We start from the raw sequence: 21,302 nt of genomic DNA on the forward strand, positions 1-21,302 counted from the left end.
GCACCCCTCTCCCCGCCTGCGGGGAGAGGGCACATATCTGAGGCGTTCAGCCTAAGCACTTGTTCTGCAAACGTCGCGGTTCACCCCCACCCCTACCCCTCCCCACAAGGGGGAGGGAGGAGCCTCTGCTTGTTAGCGGGGAGAGTAGGCGGGGCGGCGGAACGAACGGCCTCCCCCTTGTGGGGAGGCTGTCCCGTGCGAAGCGGAAGGGACTGGTGGGGGTGTTGCCTCGACGCCCGCAGAACCTGCCTCCTCGCGATGGGTGCATCCGACTGCCGCAAGCGGGGCGAGGTGCGCAACCGAACCGCCGGCGATCTCTCCTGTGACGCACCGATGCGTTCTCGGGTGCGATGCCTTGAGCCCCGCCATGCTCCATGATCGCGATGCCATCGCGCGAAAGCTTGCCGACGTCGGCTACGTGGCGGACCGCGACCTTGCGACCGCGCTGTGGCTGATGGACCTGCTGAAGCGGCCGCTGCTGCTGGAGGGTGAGGCGGGGGTCGGCAAGACCGAGGTGGGCAAGGCCCTCGCCGCCCTGCACGGGGCCGAGCTGATCCGGCTGCAGTGCTACGAGGGCCTGGACCAGAACAGCGCCCTCTACGAGTGGAACTACCAGCGCCAGCTCCTGGCCATCAAGGCGCACGAAGGCGAGGACGCGGAGACGGTCGAGGACCGCATCTTCTCTGAAAAATACCTGCTGGAGCGGCCGCTGCTCGCGGCCATCCGCCGGCTGCGGCCGCCGGTGCTGCTGATCGACGAGGTGGACCGCGCCGACGAGGAGTTCGAGGCGTTCCTGCTGGAGCTGCTCTCGGACTTCCAGGTCTCCATCCCCGAGCTCGGCACCGTCACGGCCATCTCGATCCCGCGCGTGGTGCTCACCTCCAACGGCACGCGCGAGCTCTCCGACGCGCTGCGCCGGCGCTGCCTCTACCACTACCTCGACTTCCCCGACGTGGACCGCGAGGCCCGCATCGTGCTGGCGCGGATCCCCGACATCGACGCGGCGCTGGCACTCCAGGTGGCACGCCTGATCGCCGCCATCCGCCGCGAGGACCTGCGCAAGGTGCCGGGCGTCGCCGAGACGCTGGACTGGGCTGCCGCCTTGGCGGGCCTCGGCGTGGCCGACCTCGGGCAGGAGCCCGAGGCGGTCTACGACACCCTGGTCTGCGTGCTGAAGACCCAGGAGGACCGGGCGAGCCTCACGCGGGCGGTGAGTGATCGACTGCTGGCCAAGGTGACGGGATGACGGCCGCCTTGGCCAGCAGCCCCGACGACGTCGGCGGCGCCCTGCGCCGGCGGCTGGCCGGCTTCGTGCGCACGCTGCGTGACAACGGCTTTGCCGTGGGGTTCGCCGAAAGCCGCGATGCGCTGGCCATCCTGGCGTCGCCGGCGGCGCGGCGGCGCAGCTGGCTGCAGCCGGGCCTGCGGGCGCTGTTCTGTGCCAACCGGTCGGACTGGGAGCGGTTCGACGACCTCTTTGCCGCCTATTGGACCGGGCGCGGGGTGCGCAGCGTGCAGCGGGCCTCGGCCGGCGCGCCCACCCGCACGGCGCCGCAGCGGACGCTCGCGCCCCGGGCCGATGCGCAGGCCGCCGGCGGATTGGCCGATCATGTCGAACGTCGCGAGGGCGTCGAGGGGGCGAGCGCGCAGGGCGGCAGCCGCCGCGAAGGCGCCTCCCGCGCGGAGCTGCTCGCGGCGACCGACATCCGCCACATCGCCGATCCCGCCGAGGTCGCCCGCGTCCACGCGCTGACCACGCGGCTCGCCCGGCGCATGCATGCCCGGCTCGTACGCCGCGCCCGGGCGCGGGCCAAGGGGCAGCGCCTCGACCTCCGGCGCACCATCCGCCGCAGCGTCCCGCGCGGCGGCACGCCGGTCGAGCTGATCTGGCGCAAGCGCAAGCGCAAGCCGCTGCGCATCGTGGCGCTGCTCGACGCCTCGGGCTCCATGAGCCTCTACACCACCTTCTTCGTCCGCTTCCTGCACGGCATCGTGAGCAGCTTCCGCGAGGCCGACGTGTTCCTGTTCCACACGCGCCTGGTGCACGTGTCGCCGTCGCTGAAGGACCGCAACGTCGCCCGCGCGGTGGACCGGCTGTCGCTGCTGGCGCAGGGCATCGGCGGCGGCACCCGCATCGGCGACAGTCTGGCCGACTTCAACCGGTGGCATGCCAAGCGCATGCTCCATTCGCGCACCGCCGTGCTCGTCGTTTCCGACGGCTACGACACCGGCCCGCCCGAGGCGCTTGCCGCCCAGATGCGCCAGCTGCGCCGCCGCTGCCGCCGCATCGTCTGGCTCAACCCGCTGCTGGGCTGGCGCGACTACGTACCGGAGGCGCGCGGCATGAAGGCGGCGCTGCCCTACATCGATCTCTTCGCGCCCGCCCACAACCTGGAGAGCCTGGCCGCGCTGGAGCCCTATCTCGCGAGGATCTGAAGCATGAGCTATGCGCACGACATCCTCACCCTGGCCTCCGCCATGAAGGAGCGCGGCGCCCCCTTCGTGCTGGCGACGGTGGTCCGCACGGTGGCGGCCACGGCCGCCAAGGCCGGTGCCAAGGCGGTGATCCTGCCCAACGGCACCATCAGCGAGGGCTGGATCGGCGGCGGCTGCGCCCGCGCCGCCGTGCTGCGGGCGGCCATGGACGCCCTGGCCGACGGCAAGTCTCGCCTGATCTCCGTCCAGCCGGGCGACCTCCTCGCCGGCCTCGGCGTCGGCCCGGGCGAGGAGCGCGAGGGCGTGCGCTTCGCCAAGAACTCCTGCCCGAGCCAGGGCACCATGGACATCTTCGTGGAGCCCATGCTGCCGCCGCCGGAGATCATCGTCTGCGGCTCGAGCCCGGTGGCCGTGGCGGTGGCGGATCTGGCCGGGCGCTTCGGCTTCGCCGTGACCGCGTGCGCGCCGGCCGCCGAGCAGGCCGCCTTCGCCGATGTGGAGCGCCGCATCGAAGGTTACGCGCTCACGGTCAACCGCGCGGGCCGGCGCTACATCGTGGTCTCGACGCAGGGCAGGGGCGACGAGGCGGCGCTCCAGGCAGCGTTGGCCGTCGAGGCCGACTACGTCGCCTTCGTCGGCAGCCGCCGCAAGGCCGAGACGCTGAAGGCGCGGCTCCTCGAGCTCGGCCTGCCGCCCGAGCGCGTCGAGCGGCTGAAGGCGCCGGCGGGGCTCGATCTCGGCGCCATCACCCCCGAAGAGATCGCACTGTCGATCGTCGCCGAGATCGTGGCGCGGCGGCGTGCCTCCCAGCAGCCGGAGCAGCCCGATGAAGCTTGACGTCAACCGCAGCCTGGACCTGCCGGTCGCGGCCGACCGCGCCTGGGCCTTCCTGGAGCGGGTCGAGGATGTGGCGGCCTGCCTGCCCGGCGCCGCCATCACCGAGCAGGTCGACGCCGACCATTACCGCGGCACCGTCTCGGTGCGCCTCGGCCCCGTGCATATGAGCTTCCAGGGCATGGTCGCCGTGCTGGCGCGCGATCCAGCGACGCGCACGCTCAAGCTCACCGGCAAGGGGTCCGACAAGGGCGGCACCTCGGTCGCCGATATGGAGCTCACGGCGACGGTCGCCGCCACCGGGGCCGAGACCTCGCGCCTCGCCGGCCAATCGACCGTCACCATCAGCGGCAAGGCGGCCGCCATGGGCGCCCGGCTGATGAACAGCGTCTCCGAGCAGCTCATCAAGGAGTTCTTCGCCAACCTGCTGAAGGCCATCACCGCCGAGCCGGCACCCGCCGCGCAGGCGGCACCGGCCGCGGCTACCGACGTGCCGTCACCGGCGCCCCGAAGCCTGGACGGCTTCGCCTTCATCTGGGCCGTGCTCAAGTCGTTCGTCGCCGGCCTGTGGCCGGGGCGAAGACGGGCGACCTGAGCGTCCGCCGCCGCCGATTGGTGCGAGAGCACGCCCCCCGCGATTGCGCCCGCCCGCCGCGTCTGCCAAAGCAGCTCATATCGATCGCGCTCGATATGAACCTGGTTCATCGCGATGGGGGTCCGCGATGCGGCTTCGCAATATCGACCTCAACCTCATGGTGGTGTTCGCGGCCCTGATGACCGAGCGCAGCGTCTCCAATGCGGCGCTGCGGGTGGGGCTCACGCAATCGGCTGTCAGCCACGCCCTGCGCCGGCTGCGGGAGACCTTCGCGGACGACCTCTTCATCCGCGCCAACAACCGCCTCGAGCCGACGGCGCGGGCGCTGGCGGCAGCCCCGGCCATCCTCGCTGCCCTGGATCAGATCGAGCGGAGCGTCGGCGAGCACCACGACTTCGACGCGCGCACCGAGAGCCGCGACTTCGTGCTGCGCATCACGGAATATGTGTCGAGCTACGTGCTCCAGCGCCTCTGCCCGTACCTGCGCGAGGCGGCGCCCGGCGTGCGGCTGCGGGTGCAGCAGTTCACCGGCAGCCCGCGCGAAGAGGAACTGGTGGGCGACGAGATCCACGTCCGCCTGCCGGCGCTGCCGCGCGCCGACGATCCCTATCGACGCCAGCCGCTGCTCGCCGAGAAGTTCGTCGTGCTGTTCCGCAAAGGCGGGGCGGCGGCGGCGCAGCCGATGAGCTTGCAGCATTACGCCTCGCTGCCGCACGTAAAAGTGGTGGCAACGGTGGGCACCAACATGATCGACGACGCGCTGGCGCGGCACGGCCTGGCGCGCGACATCCGCTTCCAGGTGCCGAGCTGGCGCGACGCGCGCTATCTCGTCGAGCACTGCGACCTGATCGCGACCATTCCCGCCCGCTGGGCGCTCGACAGCAGCAACCGGCGCTTCTGCGCGACGGCGCCCTGTCCGCTCGACGACGTCACCTTCGCCGTCGATCTGGTCTGGCATCCGCGCTACGACCGCGAGCCCGGCCACGCCTGGCTGCGGCGCGCCATCGTCGAGCAGCTCGGCAGCGACGGCGACGCGTGAGCGCGCGGGCCTCGCCGCCACGATCACATGAACCGTGTTCATGATAAATATGACAAATGTGAGCTGTACAAATAGTTCCCTTGGCTTACCTATCGGCGGACAAGCCTGCCAGGGAGAAACGCCGTGCAAAATTCAAGGAGGTATGTGGTCTATACCGGCCTGTTCCTGATCATGTTCGTCAATTACCTCGACAGAATGAACCTGTCGGTAGCGGCGAAGCATTTATCGGAATATTACCATTTGTCTCCGGTCCAGATGGGCTACGTCTTCTCGGCTTTCCTCTGGACATACCTCGTTCTGCTCATCCCCATGGGGCTCGCGGCGGACCGCTTCGGCGGGCGCGCCATCACCTACGGCAGCCTCGGGCTCTGGTCGGTCGCCGGCGTGTGGACCGGCTTGGCGACGTCGTTCGGCTCGATGTTCGCGTCGCGGCTGGTGCTCGGCATCGGCGAGGCCGCAAGCTATCCGGCCGGTGGCAAGATCGCCCGGGAATGGGCGCCGCAGCACGAACGTGGCGTCGCCACCGCATTCCTCAACAGCGGCGCGCACGCCGGGCTCTGTGTAGGCGCCATCCTGGTCGGCTGGCTCATCGTCAGCTTCGGCTGGCGCGAATCCTTCTACGTCACCGGAGTGTTGGGCCTGCTGCTCGCCGGCGCCTGGTTCATCTGGTACCGGCGCCCGGAGGAGGCCTCCTGGATCTCGGAGGAGGAGCGCGCCTTCATTCTCAAAGGCCGCGGCGACAGCCAGTCGTCGCAGGCGGGGCCGGTGGCGCAGTGGCCGGCGCTGCTCGGGCTGCTGCGCAGCCCGTCCATGTGGGCGCTGGCGCTGACACAGGGCTGCGCCGGCTACACGCTCTACCTGTTCATGACCTGGCTGCCGAACTACCTGGTGACCACGCGAGGCATGGACGTGCTGAAGAGCGGCCTGTTCACCGCCGTGCCCTACGGCGTGGCCGCCCTGCTCGGCATCGTGCTGGGCTGGCTGAGCGACCGGCTGCTGAAACGCGCCGGTGCCGAGCCGGCGGACCGGCGCAAGCTGATCGCGCTCATGCTGCTGGTCTCGTCGGTCATCCTCGCGGCGCCGTTCGTCGATTCGATCTGGCTGATCCTCGGGCTGTTCAGCATTTCGCTCGCCTGCGTCGCCACGGCCATGGCCATGAACATCGCGCTCACCACCGACCTGCTCACGGACGGCCGGCACAACGGCGTGGCGGTGAGCCTGCTCATCATGGGCGGCAACATCTTCGGCCTCGCCGCCCCTATCGTCACCGGCTACGTCGTCGGCGCCACCAGCGGCTTCTCCGGCGCCTTCCTGATCGCCGGCGTCCTGCTGCTCGCGGGCGCGGTCATCATCACCGCCGGCGCGCGCCGGCCCATCCACACCGCTCCCGAGCCCGGCGCCGCTGAGGCGGGCCTGCTCGAAGCCGCGTCGCCCTGAGGACAGCCCATGCAGAGCATTCGATTCGCCGCCGTCTCGCGCAACTACTTCAACCTGCCGGTCTGGATCGCCAAGCACGCCGGCCACTTCGGCGCCGAGGGGCTCAACGTCGAGATCGAGCTGCACGAGAGCGTCGACGAGGTGACCAACCGGCTGCGTGACGGCCGCGTCGAGCTCGCCTACGGCATCACCGAGCACGTCATCCTCGACAGCGAGGCGGGTGGCCGGCTGGAGATCATCGGCGGCAACGTCAACAAGCTGCCGTTCTCGTTCATCGCCGGCAAGTCGATCCGTTCGGCCGAGGATCTGCGCGGCAAGGTCGTCGGCGTGTCGTCGGTGGATGCCGGCAGCTCGTCGCTGGTCATGAAGCTCCTGGAGGCGCGCGGTCTGAGCTACCCGAACGACTACGACATCCGCGCGGTCGGGCCGATCCTGACACGCTGGGAGATGCTCAAGTCGGGAGAGATCGACGCCGGTCTGCAGGGCGCGCCGCTCGACTATATCGCCAGGGACGCGGGCTTTCCCTCCATCTGCAATCCGCGCGAGGAGGTTCCGGATTTCCAGTTCACCTCGCTCAACGTCGATGCGCGGTGGGCGGCGGCGAACGAAGCGCTGCTGCTGCGCTTCATGCGCGCCTTCGTCCGCGCCCACCGCTGGTTCTTCGATAACCGCGACGGTGCCACCGCCATCGCTGCCAAGGAGACCGGCGTCGAGACGCGCTACCTGCTCCGCGCCTGGGATGAATACACCCGCGAGGCCATCTTCCCCCGCGACGGCGACGCCTCGACCGCCGCGGTGCAGGCGCTGATCGACATCAGCGCCCTCATCCGCGCCGTGCCGAACCGCAGCAAGTCCACGGCCGACGACTACATCAACCGCAGCTATCTGCGCGCCGCTGCGCAGGATCCGGCGGGCGTGCAGGCGACGAGGAGCGCCTCGTGAACCAGGCCGTCCGCAGCGGCGCGCCGTCCATCGACTACGGTGATCGGCTGCGCGCGGGCCTCATCGTTCCGTCGGGAAACGTCGTCGCGGAACCCGAAGTCAAGGCGATGCTGCCGCCCGGCGCGTCGGCGCTCGTCACCCGGCTGCCACTCCGGGGCAGCTCCGCCGCCGAGCTGCTGGCCATGCTCGACCGGCTCGAGGATGCCACGCGCCTGCTGGCCGACGCGGACGTGAGCGCGGTCGTGTTCCATTGCACGGCGGTGTCCACCTTCGCGCCGCATCTCGGCCGGGACATCCGGGCGCGGATCGAGCGGGCCTGCGGCGTCCCGGCATTCGCCACCTCCGACGCCATTGCCGCAGCCCTGCATGCGCTCGGCGCGCGGCGTGTCGCCCTCCTGACCCCCTACAACGAGGCCGTTCACCGGCGCGAGATCGCCTTCCTCGCCGCGCTCGGCACGGACGTGGTCACCGACGCCCACATGGGGCTCGAGACCAACGCGGAGATGGCGCGCCTGGCGCCGGCCGAGTTGCTCGCCTGGGCGGTCCGATCGGCTGGCGATGTCGCCGATGCGATCTTCGTCAGCTGCACGGCACTACGTTCGGCCGGCATCATCCACGACCTCGAGGCGCTGACCGGCCGGCCGGTGCTCACCAGCAACCAGGCCATGGTCTGGCACCTGCTGCGCCCCACCGGGATCACCGAGCGCCGCCCGGGCTTTGGTCGCCTGTTCGAGGTGCGGTGACGCTGCCAGCGCTCCGGCAGCCGACGTGATGGCCCGGAGGACGCCGCTCAGTACCGGGCGCGGCCGCCCGACATGTCGAACACGGCCCCGGTGTTGAAGGCGCTGGCGTCCGAGCACAGCCACGTCACCAGCTCCGCGACCTCCCGCGGGTCACCCAGGCGCCGGAGGGGGCTCGCCTCGATCATGGCGTCGACGACCTCGTTGCCCAGGTCCCTGATCATGCGCGTGTCGATCGGGCCGGGCGCGATGCAGTTGACGCGGATGTCGGTGTCGCACACCTCGCGCGATAGCGCCTTGGTGAAGGCGATGACGCCGGCGCTGGCGGCGGAATAGGCGGCGAGGTTGGGCAGCCCCTCCTTGCCGGCGAGCGACCCCAGATTCACGATGCGCCCGCTGCCGGCCCGCCGCATCAGCGGCAGCACCTGATGGGTCACCTCGATCATGCCGATCAGGTTCACCTGAAAGATGCGGTGCCACTCCGCCGGCTCGAACTGCTCGAAGGGCGCGTAGCTCCCCAGATATCCGGCGTCGTTCACCAGGATGTCGATGCGCGGGCTCGCCATGAGGGCGAGCGCCTGCCCGATGTCGTCGCGCCGGGTGACGTCGACGGCGACGGACCGTGCGCCGGCGAGCTCGACGGGATCGATATCCCAGATCCAGACCTCGGCGCCGCTGACGGCCAGTTGCTCGGCGATGGCGCGGCCGATGCCGCGGGCGCCGCCGGTCACGATGGCTGTCCGGCCTGAGAAATCGTAGGCGATCCTCACCACGGGCCTCCCCTGTCGCAGCCGTCTCGTCCGGCCGGGTGGCACCATTTGGCCGAGCGAATCGGGCGTCGACGCGGCGCGGCGGCGCCATGCGTCTCGTTGAGCCTCCGGCGAGGCCGGCGCATCATCGGCCGATTCGACGCTTTCCCACCCGATCGACCCAAGTGCAGACATGCGTGATCCAGGTTCCCCGCTTCAGGCCCTGCTGACGGACGCGGAAATCGAGGCCGAGCGGACGACCGGCCTGGTCCGCCTCGTCCTGGCCGTGGCGCTCGGGGCGGCGCTGTTCGTCGGGGCCGCGCTGACGGCGTCGGCCGGCCAGGAATGGCGCGATCGGGTCGTCTACGGGGCGCTGGTGCTCGCCGGCTTCACGGCGCTCGGCGTGGCCTCCTTCCTCGTGGCGCGGCCAGGTCGGTATGCGCGCTGGATGGCCCTCGCCTTCGCGGTCGGGGATGCCGCCATCATCGTCTTCGGCGCCTGGACGTCGCTGCGGCTCGGCGGGCTCGACGGCAACTGGGTCGCTGCTTCGCCGGCCGTGTGGGCGGCGCCGCTGGTGTTGACGGTCGGCGCGCTGCGCGGCCGGGCTGAGGTCGTGCTGTGGAGCTTGGCGCTGATCGTGCTCGGGCTGACGGCCCTGGCCGCGGTATTCGGCTTTCAGTCGTCCCTGGCCGACGCCGCGGATGTCCCGGACATCGACCAGGCCGTCGCCCTGTTCGGCCTGCCGCCCACCGCGGTTCGCCTCGCTCTGTTCCTGATGACGGGGGCGACCGTTGCGTTCGTGGCCGTGCGCTCGCGCGCCCTGCTGCTGCGCGCCATCCGCGAAGCGACGCAACGCGCGCATCTCGCGCGCTTCCTGCCTGCGGAGATGGCGCCGCTGCTCGGCGGCGACGAGCAGGCGGCGTGGCGGCGCGGGCGGCGCCAACTCATGACCATCATGTTCGTCGATATCCGCGGCTCCACGGCCCTGGCCGAGGATATGGAGCCGGAACGGCTGTCGCTGTTCGTCACCGCCTTCCGGCGCCGCCTCATGCGCGCTGCCGCAGCCCATGGCGGCGTGATCGACAAGTTCATCGGCGATGGTGCGCTGCTCGTCTTCGGCGTGCCGGCGCCCGCGCCGGACGACGCGGCGCGGGCGATCCGCTGCGCCGAGGACATCCTGCGGCTGGTGGAGCGCTGGAACACCAAGCGCCGCTTCAGCCCGCCGGTGCGCGTCGGCATCGGGCTGCACAGCGACGAGGCGTTCTGCGGCCTGGTCGGCACCGAGGACCGTCTGGAGTTCACGGTCCTGGGCGATGCGGTCAACGTTGCGGCCAGGATCGAGCAGGCGACGAAGCTGCTCGGCTTGCCGCTGCTCGCCTCGGAACCGACGGTGCGGGCGGCGGGGCTCGGCGGCAGCTGGCGCCTGGTCAGCGACGAGCCGCTGCGGGGCAGGCATGCCAGCCTGCCGCTGTTCGCGCCGGAGCGCGCGAGCGACGATCGAGCTCGCGCCCTCCCGTCGTAAGGCGCCGCCGGCCCGGTCGGGCGTCGGCGCCCGACCGGGCACGTTCCGGCACTCAGTGCTGGATGGCGATGCGCTTGACCTGCGATTGCGCCTTCGCCGACTTCGGCAGCGTTACGGTCAGCACCCCATTCTTGAAGCGGGCGTCGACCTTGTCCTCCTCGACGTCGGGGCCGACCTGAATGCGACGCTCGAAGCGGCCGTAATAGCGCTCGGAGAACTGCTTTTCTTTGTTCTCCGTCTCGGAACGCTTCTCGCCCTTGAGGGTGAGCACGCCGTTGTCGAGCAGGACCTCGATGTCCTTCTCCTCGAGGCCGGGGACCTCGGCGGTCACCTTCACCTCCTTATCGGTCTCGGCGATCTCGACGCTCGGCCAGCCGGCGCCGAGGGATGACGTGAAGGCGGCCGGAAGACGGTTGTCGAAGCCGCGGAAGGCGTCATCGAACAGCCGGTTCATCTCGCGGTGGAGCGAGAAGAACGGATTGCGATCATCGTCGCGAAACAGGGACGGATTGTTGCGATTCCACGGAATCAGATCACGGACACTCATGTTCCTCCTCCTCGGGAGAGAAATCGGGAGTGATCCTCGTCGCCACACCCTCGACCGTTCGAGCGGCGTGGCCGCGAGAGGCGCCTCGAGCCCCCCTGGCGGGAAGCCCGCCGCGACGCCGCCGGATGTTGCCCCGCGAGGCGACCGGCTATCGTTGATTTAGATCAGGCCTGACCGGTTCAAGAGGTCGCGGGTCAAATCTTGCGGGCTATGCCTCGGCCATTCGCACCCGACATACCTGCCTCCTCAGGCTGGGATCGCGTGCCGGCAGCGACTATCTCCGGCTCCGAGCCGCCGCGCAGACCCTAGCGCGGCGAGCCCGTCTCACCTGGCTGCGACGGCCACACCCTGGAGAGCATGCATGGATTACCGACTTCTCGGACGCTCCGGCCTCAAGGTTTCCAGCCTCTCGTTCGGCACCGCGACCTTCGGCGGCGTCGGACAACTGGCGAAGTGGGGCTCGACCGACGTGGCCGAGGCCAGACGGCTGCTCGACATCTGCATCGACGCCGGCGTGAACCTGGTCGATACGGCCAACATCTATTCCCTCGGACGCTCGGAGGAGATCCTGGGCGAAGCGCTGCAAGGCCGCCGTGGCGATCTCGTCGTCGCGACCAAGGTGCGCTTCCCGATGGGTGAGGGGCCGAACGATCAGGGCCTGTCGCGTCACCACATCATCGCCCAGTGCGAGGCGAGCCTGCGCCGGCTGAAGCTCGACCACATCGACCTCTACCAGATGCACCAATGGGACGGCTCGACGCCGCTGGAGGAGACGCTCGAAGCCCTGCATACGCTCGTGCAGGCCGGCAAGGTCCGCTACATCGGCGCCTCCAACTTCTCCGGCTGGCACCTCATGAAGGCCATGGAGACGGCGCGCATCAACCGCTTCGTTCCGCTCGTCTGCCAGCAGATCTACTACTCCCTCGAATCCCGCGACGCCGAATACGAGCTCATCCCCATCACCCTCGACCAAGGGCTCGGCGTACTGGTCTGGAGTCCGCTCGCCGGCGGCCTGCTCTCCGGCAAGTACCGCCGCGGCCAGACGCCGGCCGAGGGCGGCCGCCACCTGCGCGACTGGCACGAGCCGCCGGTGGCCGACGAGGAGAAGCTCTACGACACCGTCGAGGTGCTGGTGGCCATCGCCGAGGCGCGGGGGACGACGGCGGCGGCCGTCGCCCTCGCCTGGCTGCTCGGCCGGCCGGGGGTGACCTCGGTGATCATCGGCGCGCGCACCGAGGAGCAGCTCCGGCAGAACCTCGCGGCCGCCGAGTTGGTCCTCACGCCCGAGGAGCGCGGGCGGCTCGATGCGGTGAGTCAGCAGCGGCTTCTCTATCCGTACTGGCACCAGCGCAATACGGCGGCGGCGCGTCTCGGCCCGGCGGACCTCAGCCTGATCGGGCCGCATCTCGGCGCGTGACGGGCTGTCCCGCCCACGACGCAACGTGTCCGTGGCCGTTGCGGGTTCCAAAGTCTGCTCCATGAGCTATGACGTGGCGCCCGATTGCCATCGACTACGGACCTTCATGACGCCCAAGCCTTGCAATCACGACGGCCACCGCCGGGCTCGCGCGGCGCTGGGCGCCACCAGCCGTGTCGTCTTCGCCGTCGCCATGGCACTGGCGACGGCCGGTTCGCACGACGCCGCGGCGGCACCGAGCGTGGAAGAGCTGATCTCCCAGCAGGTGGCATGTGCCGCTCCGCCATCGCCGGCTGCCGCGCTGCTCGACCTTCAGCGCGCCAACCTGATCGGCGCCAAGCCGGTGTGGGTGGTGAACCGCCTCAGCTATTTCAAGCTGAAGCGCCCGCTGATGGTCGGAGGCCTGAGGGTCGTCGGCGTCTTCGGCCACGAGGACAGGGGCCAGGGTGCTTCGCCGGGCCGCGTCTTCGGCGTGGTGACGTCGTCCAGCGACGCGCTCATCGCGCGCTGGCGGAGCCGCCATGCGGAGAAGGAGATCGTCTGGGACAACGAGTCCGATTTCGGCCCCGGTTTCGCCCGCATCTATTGCGGCAGGGCACCGGCTGCGGAGGGGTAGTCACATCCGGCGTGTCTCGCCGCGCCGCTGTGGTCAAGCGTCGGCCTTCCTTGCGATCTGCTGCCATTGGCCCGGATTGAGCACGAGAGAAGCCTCGCCGGCAGCAGTGCGGAAGAACCTGCCGCCCGACAGCATGCCCGTCTCGGACGAAAAGAGTTGAAACGAGCCGTCGGCGGCTGTTTCGGCGGCGACGAGGGCGCCTGCCGGTACTCCGAACAGGCCGCGATCTCCCAGCACTTTCATGCGAATCGTTGCGCCTGACGTCTGGACGTCCAGAGCCACCCCCGGCGCGAACGCGTAAAGGCCATCGAAGCCTCCAACGCTTCCGATCTCGCCCGCTTCGAGCGCGGCGACCGGACGTTGGGTGAACACGCTTTCCAACGCATCCCACATCACCTCGCCCGCGATCGTCCCGAGATCGGTCACGTGCAAAGCGGGATCATCGACTTCGGAGGTCGACGCCGCGAACAACACGTCGCCGTCCCATTGCGTCGAATAGGGCTGGATCGCGCGTCCCATGGAGGCGTGGACCTGAACCGCGAGACGCTGTACCTGCGCGAAGGTGAGCCTGCGATTGGTGACCACTAACGAGATGGTCGTGTTGGCGGGATTGGGGCCGCGGCCGCCCCAATTCTTGCCCGACAGCATGCCGTCCGCATCCCGCTCGAGCGGCAGCCGGCCGAGAAGATCTCCGACATGCGCGATCCCGGGCGGAAGGGGCTCGCCGTTGGCCAACAACGATCCGTCGCGCCGTGTGATCACGCCCACGGGATTGGCGACCACGAAGGCCGCAATGCTGGTGGCGCCGATCTGGCGAAAGGCGCCGCCCTGTCCCGAATGGAGGTTGAGGCCGAAATAGGCTCCCTGCATCGTGCAACGCCCGGCGCCGCACGGGCCCAGAGGAAACCTGCCCGTCTGAGCCGCCAGCAGCGCGGCTTTGCCCAGGGTGGCGTCGGGATGAATCTCGGTCGGCCGCCGTGCGCCGAGATCGTAGACGATCGCGCCCGCGACATTGGCCAGATTGCGCCAATCGCCGGACCGATGGCCGATGTCCTTCAGCGCCGCCGCGACGCCGGAGGCGGCGGCGAGGCCATACCAGGACCCGCCGGAGAAGACGACCGCATCGAGGTGGCGATCGTCATACCCCAGCCTCAGCATGTCGACGTTGTAGGTTCCCGGCGCCCCGCCGCGCACGTCGACCGCACCGACGGCGCGATCCGGAAAGTGAAAGACGGTCGTGCCTGTCGGCCCTTCCGCGTATTCGGCACAGCCGATGCGCAAGGAGGGAAACTCGAACTCGAGCAACCGATTGGGAACGGCCGTGACGGGCGTCGGCGGGAGCAGATTCACGTGAGCCCTCCAGTGCTTGGCGCACCCTAAAGCGGTGGCCGGCGATCCCGCCAGGGCTGCGCCGCTTCAAAAGCAGCGGCCGCGCGAAAAACACTCAAGTCATCGTACGTGCGCCCGACGATCTGCATTCCGATGGGAAGGTTGTTGCTCGCCACACCGCAGGGAATCGACATCACCGGCAAATAGCACAGCATGTTGAAAGGATAGGTGAGCCCCCATTCCAGATAGGGGCCGTGTGGCTTGCCGTTGATCGTGAAGTTCGGGTCCATGCTGCTGTGCTCGGCCGCCACGCCGGGCACGGCGAGCGTCGGACAGATCAGGATGTCGAATTGGTCGAGGACCGGCGCGATCCCCTCGTACATCGCGGCCCGCGTCGAGAAGAAGCTGGCCACATCGGACCCCTTCAGCTCCGCGCCCCGTCCGATCAGGAACTTGATGTGCTCGCTCAGCACGTCCTCGTGTTCCGGCAATAGTCCGGCATAAGCGGCATGGATCAGGTACTCGATGTAGCGGTTCATGGCGTCGGCCACGGCGCTGGTCCAGGGAAGCGCGACCTCTTCGACGTGGCAGCCCAGGTCGGAAAAGACACGAGCGGCCTGTCGGACCGCGGCCGCGACCTCCGTGTCGATTTCGTAGAAGCCGAGATCGATGCTGAGCGCGATCCGCAATCCCTTTGCCGGCGCATGGCTCGACGGGATCTTCAAGGTCTCGCGCAGCGTCGCAGGATCTTCGGGATGGAACCCCGACATGACGTTCTGCATCAACGCTGCGTCTGCGACGCTGCGCGCCATCGGCCCGTAGCGCAGCAGGCCTTCGTAGATGAAGCTGCGATCGACCGGGCTGCGGCCATAGGGCGGAAGGTAGCCGACGATTCCGCAGGCCGAGGCGGGTGCCCGGATCGAGCCGCCTGAATCGGTGCCGTCCGCCAGGACCGTCATACCGGTCGCCAGCGCGGCACCCGCACCGCCGGACGAGCCGCAGGGCGAGTAGTCGAGGTTCCAGGGATTGCGGGTCACGCCCCAGCGGCTGCTGTGCGTGATGATGCCGATGGCAAATTCCGGCGTCGTGGTGCGGCAGTGCATGATGGCGCCGGCATCGAACAACCGCTGGACGGTCGGCGCCGACGCGGCGGGACGGTTATCGTCGAACACCTTCGAGCCGAAGGTCGTGATTTCGCCTGCGACCGGATGGAAGTCCTTGATCGCGACCGGAAGGCCTTCGAGTGGCCGGACCGAGTCGTCGCCCCGCGCAAACGCAGCTTCGGCTTGGCGGGCTTGATCGAGTGCGCGGTCGTAGAACGTCGCGGTGAAGGCGTTGACCTTCGGATTGACCGCTTCCGACCGGGCGATGATCGCCTTCATGAGGTCGACCGGCGAAAGAGCCTTCTTCCTGAAAAGTTCGGTCGCTTCCGACGCGGTTAGATAGCAGATGTCGCTGTCACCGGACATTCGTGACCTCCCTTGCTGGCGGTTTGTCGTGCTCTGATGACATTTGGCGAAGTTGTGTCGTGCGGGCTGGCTGGGGCTCCTGCACGGCGTCGTCGATCAATCCGCTCGCCCATTGGAGACGGCGCGTGTAGGGGTGCCCCATCGGATCGTAGAAATCCTTCGCGTCGGCCTGCTCCACGATTTCGCCTGCATAGAGCACGGCGATCTCGCTCGCCACGTAGCGGACGGCCGCAATATCGTGCGAAATGAACAGCGCCGCGAACCCGGTCGCAGCCTGCAGCTCCTTGATCAGATTGAGTATCTGCGCCTGGACCGACACATCGAGCGCGCTCACGGCCTCGTCGAACAGGATGAAGCGCGGGTCGGTCACGAGGGCTCGCGCGATCGAGGCGCGCTGACGCTGGCCGCCGGAGAGCTCGCGCGGATACCGGGAGCCCATGCTGGGCCGCAGGCCGACCCGGTCCAATATCGTCTCGACCCGCTCCCGCCGCTCCGCCTTGGCCAGGCCGGCGCGCCGCCTGAGCGGCTCCTCGATCGAGGCCGCGATCGTCATGAACGGATCGAGCGACCACTCGGGATGCTGAAGGACGGCGCCGAGCAGGCCCGGGCGGCGGCGGCCGACCCCGAAAATATCCTCGCCTTCAAACCGCGCGATCCCCGCCGTTTGTCTCAGCAGACCGAGACAGACCCTGCCGATCGTCGATTTGCCGGACCCGGACTCGCCGACGAGGCCGAGCGTCTGGCCGGGCCCGATCGCGAAGGTCACGCCGCGCACGGCCTCGTGGAACGTGCGGGACCACGCGGGTCCCGCGGCAAAGCGCACGCGGACGCCGTCGAGGGATATGACAGGATCGTCAGCCATGGGCATCCGACAGCGCGGGCTGCCCCAGGCTCGTCGCGGCCGCCGCATGCAGCCAACAGCAGGTCGAACGGCCGCTTGACGACAGGGGCTCTGGACGCCGATCGGCACATACAGGCAGCGCAACGGCGCAGCGCGGCGCGAAGGCGCAGTCCTCGGCCCGTCCATGGAGGGCGGGAGGATAACCCGGAATGGGGTCGATCCGCCCGTGCCGTCCCTCCGGGCCTGGGATCGAGCGCAGAAGCGCTGCCGTATAGGGATGCCGGGGCGCATCCAGGACATCCTGCGTCGGTCCGGATTCGACGATCCGGCCGGCATACATGACGCAGATGCGTTCGCAGTATTTGCGAACGGCGTGCAGGTCATGACTGACGAGGATCAGGGTCGCGCGGCTTTGCGCCCTGAGCTCCGTGAGAAGATCGAGAACCTGCGTGCGCAGCGATGCATCGAGGGCCGCGGTCGGCTCGTCGGCGATCAGCACGGAGGGGCTGGGCGCAATGGCCATTGCGATGCAGACCCGCTGGGCCATGCCGCCCGACAGCTCATGGGGAAAGCTGGCCAGTATCCGGTCCGTCTCGTTGAGGCCAACGGATCGCAACAGCTGCTCCATGCGGGGCCGAAGCAATGGCCGACCTTCCGACGAGAAGAACTGCCTGCCGATGCGCCGGGTCGGGTCGAGCGAGCCGATCGGATTCTGAAAGACGAAGCCGACGTCGGCGGAGAGAAATTGGCGACGCTCCGCGCCGTCGAGCTCGAATACATCACGGCCGAAGGCTTTCACGCTGCCCTGCTTGGGCGTTGCCCCGGCGCGATTGAGCCCGCCGAGAGCCATGGCCAGCGTGCTCTTGCCGCTGCCGCTCTCTCCCACGAGTCCGATGCTCTCGTTCCGCCAGGCCGCGAAGCTGACGCCGTCGAGCGCGCGCACCGGCAGCTCGCGCGTCGCGAACTCGATGACGAGATCGCTGACGTCGACGAGGGGCTGGCCGGACCGCGCCGTCATCTTCACGCCTAGGACCGGTAGGTCGGATCGACGAAGCTGCGCATCGCGTCTCCGATCATGTTGATCGACATGATGGTGAGGGCCAGCACGAGGCCTGGCCCGACGGACAGCCACGGCGCGATCTCCAGATAGGTGGCGCCGTCGCGCAGCAGAGACCCGAGCGAGGCGACCGGTGGCTGAACGCCGAGCCCGAGAAAGCTGAGGCTGCTCTCGACCAGCATGCCGAAGGATATGGAGTAGACCGCCTGGACGACGATCGCGCCGGCAACATTCGGCAGAAGATGGCGAAATACGCGCTCATGAAACGGCACGCCGCTGACCTCGGCGACGGTCATGAAATCGCGGTTCATGACCGTCAATGTTGCGGCTCTGACGACCCGGAGCATGGTGGGAAACGTGATCAGGAAGATCACGGCCATGGCGCTCATGACGCCTGGCTTGAGCACTGCGACGACAAGAAAGCCGAGCAGGACCGGAGGGAACGAGAACATCACGTCGGCAAACCGGCTGGCGATTTCGTCCGTCGAGCGATGGAAATACGGGGCAGCGATACCGACCAGGGCACCGAGGCTGCCCGCGACGATGACCGCTCCGGTCGACAGCAGAAAGGTCACCTGCACACCTTGCAGAACGCGCGCCAGCACGGGGCGTCCGAGTTGGTCGGTGCCGAGCCACGCTCGCCAGCTCAGCCCGGACAAGCGCGGGCCGAAGCCGATCTGGTCCGGCCTGCCGATCGGAAGGAAGGGACCGACCACGCTCAGTATCAGCGCAACGACGATCACGGCCACCGCCGCCGACGAGATCCAGTCGCTGAATAAAGCCTTGCGCAGGCGATGGAGCGGCTGCAGCATCGCCATCAATGCGCGTCCGCGGTCCGCAGCCGGGGGTCGAGCACGCCGTAGGCGACGTCCGTCAGCATGTTCGTCAGCACGAACGCTGCAGCAATCATCACGACGCCGGCTTGCACGACCGGATAGTCGCGGCTCTGCACCGCCTGAAAGACATAGCGCCCGATGCCCGGGATGGAGAAGAGCTGCTCGATGAGGATGGAGCCCCCGAGCAGGTAGCCCAGGTAGATCGTAACGACGGTGAGAACCGGCACGCCGGCATTTCTCAGAATGTGCCGGCGAACCACCTGCGCGCGGCTTCGCCCGCGCGCAATGGCGGCGAAGACGAAGTCCTGATCCGAAAGAACCAGGACCGTCTGGCGCGTGACCGCGGCAACCGTGCCGATGCCGAACATGGCCAAGGTCAGCACCGGCAGGACCATGCCCCGAAAGTGGGCGCCGGTATCGACCGACATCGGCACGAAGCGGCCCACCGGCAGGCCCAATGCATATTTCGAGAAGATGAAGAGAAACAATGTGCCCAGGACGAAATCGGGCACCGACACCGTGGCGCCGCACAGCAGACGGCTTGTATTGGCGACGCGCCGGCCCTTCCCGGCGATGCCCGAGAGCAGGCCGAGTGGCGCCCCGATCGCGACGGCGGTCAGGACCGAGAGCGTGGCGAGCTCGAGAGTCACCGGGATTCGGCTTGCAAATTCGCGCCAGACGGGCTGGCTGGTGATGAGAGACGTTCCCAGATCGCCCGACAGCAGGTTTTTGACCCACAGCAGATACTGGCTGTAGAGCGGCTGGTCCAAGCCAAGCCTCGCCGCCAGCAACTGGCGGAACTCCGGCGTGCCGCGCGGCACCATGACTTCCTCGAATTTTCCGGGAATCAGGTGGATGGCCGCAAAGACGACGAGCGTGACGCCGAGAAGCGTCACGCACGCGCTGAACAATCGCGCGAGAAGCAGAGCTCCGAGAGCGCGCATCGCCAATGCCTAGGATGCGAGCACGCTGTCTTCTATCCCGAACAGGGTGTTGGCATAGCCGTCGAGGTGGGCCGTATTGAACGATTTGAACTTGCCCTTGCGGTAGGCGACCGTATCGATGCGGCTGACGAGAGGGATCACGTTGGCGACCTCATCGATCTTGGCGCAGAGCGTCTGAAGCGCCGCGGCGCGGCCCGGATCGCCGCCGTCGAGCCGGCGGGCTTCGTCCAGATCGCGATTGAGCTCCGGATTGTCGGGAATATGACCGGCCGTGAAACCGGCCAGCTTCGGATTCCACCACAACGGCACCATGGCCGGGTCGGAGTATCCCGCATACCAGATGATGGACGCCTGCACGGTGCTGGGATTCTCCACCCAGATCTTCTTGATCCAGGACCCCTCGTCGGAGACGGCGATGTCGGCGTCGAGGCCGAGTTCGGCGACGTTCTCCTTGATCACCTGCGCGATGACCGCATAGACCGGCGTCGGCCCGATGGCGATCGTGAACTTGACGGGGCCCGCGCCTGATTCAGCCATCAGTTTCTTGGCCTTGTCCAGATCACGGGCATAGAGCGGGAGCTTTTGCGGATCGCAGGCCTTGAACAGGGGCGCCATGACCGTTGCGGGCTCGCCGATGCCGCCGAGCGCGACCTCGACGATTTTCTGACGGTCGAGACACAAGGCGACCGCCTGGCGAAGCTTCTCGTTCCGGAACGGAGATTCGTTCCAGATCGCGTTGAGGACCAGATGGAAGACGTTCGTGCTGGGGTTCTGGACGATCTCGATCTCCTTGACGCCGCTCAGCAAGGTCGCGATGTCGGGGCTCGCTTCGAACGAAGCGATATCGATCGAGCCGTCCCGCAATCCTGCGATGCGGGCCTGGTCGGCGGGCATGATCTTGACGGTCAATTGCGAGATGGTCGGGCGGCCGGGCTGCCAATAGTGCTCGTTACGCTGGAGCATCCAGTGGTCGTCCTGGACATGGTCGACAACCTTGAAAGGACCGCTGCCGAGCATCTGCTTCATGGGATCGAAGGAGCCTTCGGCGAGCTCCTTCATCGGCAGGATCGAGGCCATCGTCGAGGCGAGCGATGACAGGAACGGCGCATAGGGCTCTTCGAGCTCGACCGTGACCGTATCGGGGCCCGTCGACGACACCGACTTCAGCTTGCCCATCTCGAGGGCGAAAAATGAACCGGTCTTGGGATCGGTCAGGCGCTTGAGGCTTCCCACGACATCGTCGGCGGTCACTTGCCGTCCGTTCGAGAACTTGGCGTTGGCCCGGAGCTTGAAGACATAGGTCGTCGGCGACGGCTTCTCCCAGGACTCGGCGATCGCGGGCACGGGGTTCATACTCGCGTCGAGCGCCGTCAGACCGTCGTAGACAAGATGGAGCAGCTCCCAGGAACTGCCCAGAATCGACGTATGCGGATCGTAGAGAGCCGTCTCGAGCGGTTTCGCCCAAACCACCGACGTAGACGATTGAGCCCGCGCCGCGCCTGAGCGGAGATCAACGCCCGCGGCAGCGCCGAGACCGCCGATGAGCATAACCTTCACCGTGTCGCGCCGCGTCAGCGACATCGGTCGTTTCGCTTCGGAATCAGAACTCATTGTCATGCGTTCCAGGACTCTTGCTGTGAGGAGGCTGATCCAACGGCACGTTCTCGATCACGCCGCCGCTGGCCATGGCGATCAGCGCGCGCGATAGGACCGACGAGGTAGGTGTTAAACTTGGCGCGCGCACGCTCGCCGGTCCGCCGACGCCAAGCCGCATGGCCGCGGCACCAACCGCGCCGCTCGACGTGGCGCGATGGTTGGCGATTGCATCGGCGCTGGTGTTCGATCTCTCCGGTGTGTCTGAATGATTTCCCGACAGGAAATAACGTTTCCTATGTCTATCGTCGGGTCAAGGCAAAATTCTGAACAGAGATCATGCTGCCGCAGGCGTTGGC

The 21,302-nt window shown here is 68.2% G+C and carries 21 protein-coding genes; 12 read left to right on the forward strand and 9 right to left on the reverse strand.

Features of this window, described 5'->3' with window-relative positions:
- Positions 1-367 precede the first annotated feature (367 nt).
- The 8 genes from ACZ5PO_RS12905 to ACZ5PO_RS12940 all read left to right on the forward strand — a co-directional run bounded on the left by ACZ5PO_RS12905 (position 368) and on the right by ACZ5PO_RS12940 (position 8,026).
- Entirely contained in the window at positions 368-1,246 is an 879-nt protein-coding gene (locus ACZ5PO_RS12905) for an AAA family ATPase (protein WP_464193979.1), read from the forward strand.
- Positions 1,243-2,436 carry a vWA domain-containing protein gene (locus tag ACZ5PO_RS12910; protein WP_464193981.1) on the forward strand — a complete coding sequence of 398 codons (1,194 nt, stop codon included), beginning with the start codon at positions 1,243-1,245 and terminating at the stop codon, positions 2,434-2,436. The genes ACZ5PO_RS12905 and ACZ5PO_RS12910 overlap by 4 nt, the downstream gene beginning before the upstream one ends.
- Before the next feature lie 3 nt (positions 2,437-2,439).
- A complete protein-coding gene (locus ACZ5PO_RS12915) occupies positions 2,440-3,273 on the forward strand; it encodes an XdhC family protein (RefSeq protein WP_464193983.1) in 834 nt (277 codons plus the stop codon).
- On the forward strand, positions 3,263-3,865 hold the full coding sequence (locus ACZ5PO_RS12920) for an SRPBCC family protein (RefSeq protein ID WP_464193985.1): 603 nt from the start codon (positions 3,263-3,265) through the stop codon (positions 3,863-3,865). Before ACZ5PO_RS12915 ends, ACZ5PO_RS12920 begins: the two co-directional genes overlap by 11 nt.
- A 127-nt stretch (positions 3,866-3,992) precedes the next feature.
- Positions 3,993-4,904, forward strand: a complete 912-nt coding sequence (locus ACZ5PO_RS12925; protein ID WP_464193987.1) for a LysR family transcriptional regulator — start codon at positions 3,993-3,995, stop codon at positions 4,902-4,904.
- Positions 4,905-5,027: 123 nt separating this feature from the next.
- On the forward strand, positions 5,028-6,341 hold the full coding sequence (locus ACZ5PO_RS12930) for an MFS transporter (RefSeq protein ID WP_464193989.1): 1,314 nt from the start codon (positions 5,028-5,030) through the stop codon (positions 6,339-6,341).
- Between the two features lie 9 nt (positions 6,342-6,350).
- On the forward strand, positions 6,351-7,283 hold the full coding sequence (locus ACZ5PO_RS12935) for an ABC transporter substrate-binding protein (protein WP_464193992.1): 933 nt from the start codon (positions 6,351-6,353) through the stop codon (positions 7,281-7,283).
- Positions 7,280-8,026, forward strand: a complete 747-nt coding sequence (locus ACZ5PO_RS12940; protein WP_464193994.1) for a maleate cis-trans isomerase family protein — start codon at positions 7,280-7,282, stop codon at positions 8,024-8,026. The genes ACZ5PO_RS12935 and ACZ5PO_RS12940 overlap by 4 nt, the downstream gene beginning before the upstream one ends.
- Positions 8,027-8,073: 47 nt before the next feature.
- Here the strand turns inward: ACZ5PO_RS12940 and ACZ5PO_RS12945 are convergent, their stop codons facing one another.
- The gene (locus tag ACZ5PO_RS12945) at positions 8,074-8,793 is read right to left on the reverse strand and encodes an SDR family NAD(P)-dependent oxidoreductase (RefSeq protein ID WP_464193996.1); all 720 of its coding nucleotides are present in this window, start codon (positions 8,791-8,793) and stop codon (positions 8,074-8,076) included.
- Between the two features lie 172 nt (positions 8,794-8,965).
- Between ACZ5PO_RS12945 and ACZ5PO_RS12950 the strand changes: the two genes are divergently transcribed.
- Entirely contained in the window at positions 8,966-10,294 is a 1,329-nt protein-coding gene (locus ACZ5PO_RS12950) for an adenylate/guanylate cyclase domain-containing protein (protein WP_464193998.1), read from the forward strand.
- A gap of 52 nt (positions 10,295-10,346) precedes the next feature.
- Here the strand turns inward: ACZ5PO_RS12950 and ACZ5PO_RS12955 are convergent, their stop codons facing one another.
- Positions 10,347-10,841 carry an Hsp20/alpha crystallin family protein gene (locus ACZ5PO_RS12955; protein ID WP_464194000.1) on the reverse strand — a complete coding sequence of 165 codons (495 nt, stop codon included), beginning with the start codon at positions 10,839-10,841 and terminating at the stop codon, positions 10,347-10,349.
- A gap of 361 nt (positions 10,842-11,202) precedes the next feature.
- On the opposite strand from ACZ5PO_RS12955, the gene ACZ5PO_RS12960 reads away from it, so the two are divergent.
- Both ACZ5PO_RS12960 and ACZ5PO_RS12965 read left to right on the forward strand, forming a co-directional pair.
- Positions 11,203-12,258, forward strand: a complete 1,056-nt coding sequence (locus tag ACZ5PO_RS12960) for an aldo/keto reductase (protein ID WP_464194002.1) — start codon at positions 11,203-11,205, stop codon at positions 12,256-12,258.
- Between the two features lie 106 nt (positions 12,259-12,364).
- On the forward strand, positions 12,365-12,874 hold the full coding sequence (locus ACZ5PO_RS12965) for a hypothetical protein (RefSeq protein WP_464194004.1): 510 nt from the start codon (positions 12,365-12,367) through the stop codon (positions 12,872-12,874).
- A 33-nt stretch (positions 12,875-12,907) separates the two neighbouring features.
- Here ACZ5PO_RS12965 and ACZ5PO_RS12970 read toward each other — a convergent pair whose 3' ends face one another.
- From ACZ5PO_RS12970 to ACZ5PO_RS13000, 7 genes are all read right to left on the reverse strand, one after another.
- Entirely contained in the window at positions 12,908-14,179 is a 1,272-nt protein-coding gene (locus tag ACZ5PO_RS12970) for a P1 family peptidase (protein ID WP_464194006.1), read from the reverse strand.
- A gap of 71 nt (positions 14,180-14,250) precedes the next feature.
- Positions 14,251-15,672 carry an amidase gene (locus tag ACZ5PO_RS12975; protein WP_464194008.1) on the reverse strand — a complete coding sequence of 474 codons (1,422 nt, stop codon included), beginning with the start codon at positions 15,670-15,672 and terminating at the stop codon, positions 14,251-14,253.
- On the reverse strand, positions 15,662-16,495 hold the full coding sequence (locus ACZ5PO_RS12980; protein ID WP_464194010.1) for an ABC transporter ATP-binding protein: 834 nt from the start codon (positions 16,493-16,495) through the stop codon (positions 15,662-15,664). The genes ACZ5PO_RS12975 and ACZ5PO_RS12980 overlap by 11 nt, the downstream gene beginning before the upstream one ends.
- Positions 16,496-16,526: 31 nt before the next feature.
- Positions 16,527-17,531, reverse strand: coding sequence for an ABC transporter ATP-binding protein (locus ACZ5PO_RS12985; RefSeq protein WP_464194012.1), 1,005 nt, complete (start codon positions 17,529-17,531; stop codon positions 16,527-16,529).
- Between the two features lie 8 nt (positions 17,532-17,539).
- The gene (locus ACZ5PO_RS12990) at positions 17,540-18,388 is read right to left on the reverse strand and encodes an ABC transporter permease (RefSeq protein ID WP_464194014.1); all 849 of its coding nucleotides are present in this window, start codon (positions 18,386-18,388) and stop codon (positions 17,540-17,542) included.
- Positions 18,388-19,350, reverse strand: coding sequence for an ABC transporter permease (locus ACZ5PO_RS12995; RefSeq protein WP_464194016.1), 963 nt, complete (start codon positions 19,348-19,350; stop codon positions 18,388-18,390). Before ACZ5PO_RS12995 ends, ACZ5PO_RS12990 begins: the two co-directional genes overlap by 1 nt.
- A 9-nt stretch (positions 19,351-19,359) precedes the next feature.
- Positions 19,360-20,703, reverse strand: a complete 1,344-nt coding sequence (locus ACZ5PO_RS13000) for an ABC transporter substrate-binding protein (protein WP_464194018.1) — start codon at positions 20,701-20,703, stop codon at positions 19,360-19,362.
- A 332-nt stretch (positions 20,704-21,035) separates the two neighbouring features.
- Here ACZ5PO_RS13000 and ACZ5PO_RS13005 point away from each other — a divergent pair, with 332 nt between their 5' ends.
- Entirely contained in the window at positions 21,036-21,215 is a 180-nt protein-coding gene (locus ACZ5PO_RS13005; protein ID WP_464194020.1) for a hypothetical protein, read from the forward strand.
- The last annotated feature ends 87 nt before the right edge of the window (positions 21,216-21,302 follow it).

This window comes from Chelatococcus sp. KU-N122 (assembly GCF_055391085.1).